Source organism: Porticoccus sp., from assembly GCF_041592135.1.
In the GTDB taxonomy this organism is placed as follows: Bacteria; Pseudomonadota; Gammaproteobacteria; order Pseudomonadales; family Porticoccaceae; genus Porticoccus.
Genome location: NZ_JBFHQR010000154.1, coordinates 1 through 4,920, shown reverse-complemented (window position 1 = coordinate 4,920; position 4,920 = coordinate 1). Strand labels below are relative to the sequence as shown.

Genomic DNA, 4,920 nt, shown 5'->3' with positions numbered 1-4,920 from the left:
TGATGTTGGCGTTATCCACCAAACGGCGAATCCGGCCGGTGCCCATGACGGCGGGAATACCCAGGGCATTGGCCAACACGGCCGTGTGTGACAAGCCGGAGCCTTCGAAACACACCAGGCCAACCAGACGTTCGGATGGCACCGAAGCAATATCCGAGACACTCACTACCGGCCCAACCAACACAATATCGGTGCCCTCCGGAATATCTACCGGCTTGATGCCGCGCCAACCATTAAACAGTTTGTTGCCGAGATGGTGGACATCTTCATGGCGGGCTTTCAGATAGGGGTCGTCCATGGCCAGGAACAGTTCGGCAAAATGCTGAATCGCCTGACGCAGCGCCCCCGGCAACCAGTTGCCATTGCGAATACCCGCTTCCACGTAGGAAATAAATGTCGGGTCTTCCAGCAGCATCTTGTAGGCACCGAAAATACCCGCAACACTGCCCGAAATTTCAGCGCCCAGGGACTGGCGCTCGTGATCAATCTGATTGCCGACCACCTCGAGCAGTTGCTGCCAGTCCTCCAGGGCCCCCGGTATGTCTTCACAAGTGGTGTCCACCACGGAGTACAATTCGCCGTGATCACTGAGCTTGATGTGACCAATGCCAATACCCGGCGCCCCTTTGACACCATTGATCCGCTCGTTGAGCCCGACGGTATCACCGTAGGCCAGCGGGTTATTGCCGAGCAACAGCGCCAGGTGTGCCGCAAGGGTGACCAGAAAACCCTGCTCTTCATCGGAGAGCTGACGAATCTCCCGCCCCTGCACTACCAGCACGCCGATCACCTTACCGGCGTGAACAATCGGCACGCCACAAAAGCTGTGGAAACGCTCTTCCCTGGTTTCGGCAATGTAGTAATAGTTGGGGTGAGATTCACCATCTGCGAGATTGACCGGATGGCGACTGGAGGCGACCAATCCCACCAGGCCTTTGCCCGGTGGCAATTTGACCCGGCGCACGGCTTTGGCCGACAAACCATGGGAGGCCAACAGCACCATTTCGCGGTCTTCGTTAGCCAGATAAAGGCTGCACACGTCCACCGCCATGGTTTCACTGATGGACTCTACAATGAGGTTCACCTGATCGATAGGCAAGTCAGCCATCGCCACTGTCTGGACGATACGCGCTAACTCGTGAACCACACTTTTCATGACCAGAACCAATGCTTGATGACGCGCCGGGCCGAAACGCTGAGTGAATTTTCAGGGGTCAAACGACCATCGATAAAACCCCTGCTTCTTAGGCTATATATGATTATTACCGCAAAATCACAAGCGAAATTTATTGGGAACTCCCCCTTTAAAAAAACCAGTGCCGTGGCGTGAAGTGCGTCACCGGCCATAAAAAAACATTTACAGCCCCTGGCTGCGAGCCCAATAATCCGCCACCGCAACAGAGTCCACATCCCTATGCTGAACAGCTCATTCCCCCATTCGTCGACGGATGACATTGGCGACGATTCGCTGTTTGCTCGCATCGCCACCGACCTCAACCGGCAGGGGTTTTCTGTTATTCCCAACGCCCTGCCAGAGGCACTGGCGGCGCAACTGCTCAATCAGGTTCTCAACATGAACAGCGAGGATTTCGCCCATGCCGGAGTCGGACGCCATACCGATCTCACCCTGAACCAGTTTGTACGCCGTGATGGAATTCACTGGATTGAAGGCCAGACGTCGGCAGAACAACTCTGGCTGGCATGGACCCACCGCCTGCAACAGTACTTAAACCGGCGACTTTTTCTGGGACTGTTTTCCTATGAGAGCCACTTCGCCCGCTATCTGCCGGGAGACTTTTACCGCAAACACCTGGATGCCTTTCGCGGCGAAGCCAATCGCCGGCTGTCCACCGTCGCCTATCTCAATCCCGGCTGGCTGCCGGATGATGGCGGAGAACTGGTGATCTATGAACAGGACCCTGAACAGGAGATCACCCAGGTAACCCCGGCCTATGGCACCCTGGTGGTTTTTTTAAGTGAGGAGTTTCCCCACGAGGTGCTGACGGCCAAACGCCAGCGCTACAGCATCGCCGGCTGGTTTCGCGTCAACGGCTCCAGCAATGACCGGGTCGACCCACCCAGTTAACCGACTTCAGCAGGCCTTACACCAGCACCAGATTGTCCCGGTGAATCAGTTCCTCGTGGTCGCAGTAACCCAGGATAGCGGCGATCAGCTCACTGTTTTTGCCAATGATCAGGCGGCTTTCGGCGGCACTGTAGTTGGCCAGCCCCCGGGCAATTTCATTGCCGGCTTCATCCACACAGCGCACCAGATCACCGCGGTGAAAATCACCGACCACGAACTTGACGCCCACCGGCAACAGGCTCTTGCCCTGTTCCTGCAAGACCCGGCTGGCCCCTGCATCCAGCGTGACAGAGCCACGCACCTGCAATCTGCCGGCGAGCCATTGCTTGCGGGCGGCGATGGGTTCCTGTTCAGAGACCAGCAGCGTGCCCAGATTTTCACCAGCCGCCAACCGCGTGAGGACTTTATCGGCGCGGCCGCCGACGATCAGGGTATTGGCACCGGAGCGGGCCGCCAGGCGAGCCGCCCGCAATTTGGTAATCATTCCGCCGCGGCCCAGAGCGCCGCCGTCTCCGGCCAGGGTGTCGAGCACCGGGTCGCCAGCTCGCCCCTGGGAAATCAACTGCGCCTTGGGATTTTTGCGGGGATCGGAGTCAAACAGACCGTGCTGATCGGTGAGAATGACCAACAGATCCGCATCGATCAGGTTGGCCACCATGGCCGCCAGACTGTCGTTGTCCCCGAAACGAATTTCATCGGTGACAACCGTATCATTCTCGTTGATCACCGGCACTGCGCCCAATTTGATCAGGGTTTGCAGGGTATTGCGGGCGTTCAGGTAGCGTTCCCGATTGGACAGGTCGTCGTGATCCAGCAACACCTGGGCCGTGTGGCGATTGTATTGCTGGAACTGGAATTCGTAGGCCTGCACCAGCCCCATCTGCCCAACAGCCGCGGCCGCCTGCAATTCGTGAACCGATGACGGGCGCTTGCGCCATCCCAACCGGGACATCCCCTCGGCCACGGCGCCGGACGACACCAGCACCACCTCGATGCCCTGATCCAGCAATTGCGCTACCTGGGCAACCCAACCGCCAATGGATTCGCGGTCGAGACCGCGGCCATCGGCGGTGAGCAAGGCACTGCCGATTTTGACGACCCAGCGGCGGGCGCTCCGAACAACGTTTCTGTCGCTCATAAATATTCTGCGGTCTTCGTTTCCAGCTCTGTTAACAGGTTGTGCCCTGATGCTTTCAGTAGGTTGGCCGTGTCGAGAATGGCATTCACCAGGTTTTCGGACAACGACCCGGGCAGTTCATGGGTATCCAGGATACGGCCCGTGCCATCTGGCAAAATCAGCACATCGACCACCAGGTCGCGCCAATGGACCACCGCATCGCCGATGCGGGTGCCATCGCTGAGGTTACAGTACAACGCCAGCGTGTTACCTTCGGGCCCGACAAAGTGGTAGGCATTATAGGGGCGGTCTTCCCAGAAGTAACCGAAGCTGCGCGATCCCCGGGGAATTTTTACACCATCCAGTTCGACTTCATCAGGTACCACGTAGAGCACTACCAGCCAACCCTGGCCGCGATCAACCACAGCACAATCAAACTTCAGGTATTCACCTGACAGGGTTTCCTTGATTTCAAGGATACGTTTATCCATCAAGGGCTATAGACGACCTCAACATCGTAGTCATCGTCGTCGAAATCATCATCGTCATCGTCGTCGTCATCGGTTTTGCGACGGCGGTGCAGGGACTCGATCTGATCCCGCGCCTCCTGTTGCATCTGCCGCTGCATCTCCAACTCCCGCTCGGCGGCTTCGGGATTATTGCGCTCTTCATCCCAGCAGGCCTCAAGGTACTCAAGAATATCGTGACTGAGTTGTTTGGTTCCCTCACCGGACAAGGCACAGACCAGGTACACCGGACCCTGCCAGTCAAGCTGCTCAACCACCTCGGCACAGCGCTGTTCACGCTCGTCTTCCGGCAGCAGATCCAGTTTGTTCAACACCAGCCAGCGATCCCGGCTCCACAGGGTAGAACTGAACCGATCGAGCTCATCCTCGATGATCGACACGTTATCAGCCGGGCTGCCGCCATCCGGCGGCGCCATATCCACCAGATGCAACAACAGGCGGGTACGGGTCAGGTGCTTCAGGAAGCGGATACCCAGTCCGGCACCCTCGGCAGCGCCTTCCACCAGCCCCGGCACATCGGCAATGACAAAACTGCGATATTTGTGTGGTGCCACCACGCCCAGGTTGGGCACCAGCGTGGTAAACGGGTAGTCCGCCACCTTGGGGCGCGCCGCGGAGACCGCGCGAATAAACGTGGACTTGCCCGCATTGGGCAGCCCCACCAAGCCCACATCGGCCAGTACCTTCAACTCAAGGCGCAAACTGCGGGCCTCGCCCTCTTTGCCCGGACTGGTCTGGCGTGGCGCGCGATTGATACTGGATTTGAAACGGGTATTGCCCAAACCGTGATAGCCGCCGTGAGCCACCATCAACCGTTGACCGGGCTCGGTAATATCCCCCAGCACCTCCTGTGTGTCTTCATCAATGATGGTGGTGCCCACCGGCACCCGGAGGATTAGGTCTTCCCCGCCCCGCCCAGTGCAATTGCGGCTGCTGCCACCCTGGCCACTCTGGGCCTGGAAGCCGCGCTGGAAGCGGTAGTCCACCAAGGTATTGAGATTTTCATCCCCTTCCAGGTAGATGGAGCCGCCGTCGCCGCCATCCGGGCCACCCTTGGCGATGAATTTTTCACGGCGAAAGCTCAGGCAGCCATTGCCACCCCGGCCGGCCTGAACGTGAATGGACGTTTCATCGACAAATTTCATGACAACAGTATACCCTGCTCGTTTTAAAAGGGTTCAGGCTCTCAC

At 58.2% G+C, this 4,920-nt stretch carries 5 protein-coding genes; 1 reads left to right on the top strand and 4 read right to left on the bottom strand.

Annotated elements, in window-relative coordinates; translation table 11 throughout:
- The coding region (locus ABY948_RS11150) for a GAF domain-containing protein (RefSeq protein ID WP_461482610.1) at window positions 1-1,156 on the bottom strand (1,156 nt) is incomplete at its 3' end.
- Window positions 1,157-1,414: 258 nt separating this feature from the next.
- On the opposite strand from ABY948_RS11150, the gene ABY948_RS11145 reads away from it, so the two are divergent.
- Entirely contained in the window at window positions 1,415-2,086 is a 672-nt protein-coding gene (locus ABY948_RS11145) for a 2OG-Fe(II) oxygenase (RefSeq protein WP_461482609.1), read from the top strand.
- A gap of 16 nt (window positions 2,087-2,102) precedes the next feature.
- On the opposite strand, the gene proB is transcribed toward ABY948_RS11145, so the two are convergent.
- The 3 genes from proB to cgtA are packed head-to-tail and all read right to left on the bottom strand — an operon-like array spanning window position 2,103 to window position 4,875.
- Entirely contained in the window at window positions 2,103-3,224 is a 1,122-nt protein-coding gene (proB, locus tag ABY948_RS11140; RefSeq protein WP_461482608.1) for a glutamate 5-kinase, read from the bottom strand.
- The gene (locus ABY948_RS11135; protein ID WP_461482607.1) at window positions 3,221-3,694 is read right to left on the bottom strand and encodes a ribonuclease FAU-1 family protein; all 474 of its coding nucleotides are present in this window, start codon (window positions 3,692-3,694) and stop codon (window positions 3,221-3,223) included. The genes proB and ABY948_RS11135 overlap by 4 nt, the downstream gene beginning before the upstream one ends.
- Entirely contained in the window at window positions 3,694-4,875 is a 1,182-nt protein-coding gene (gene cgtA, locus ABY948_RS11130; RefSeq protein WP_461482606.1) for an Obg family GTPase CgtA, read from the bottom strand. Before cgtA ends, ABY948_RS11135 begins: the two co-directional genes overlap by 1 nt.
- Between the last annotated feature and the right edge of the window lie 45 nt (window positions 4,876-4,920).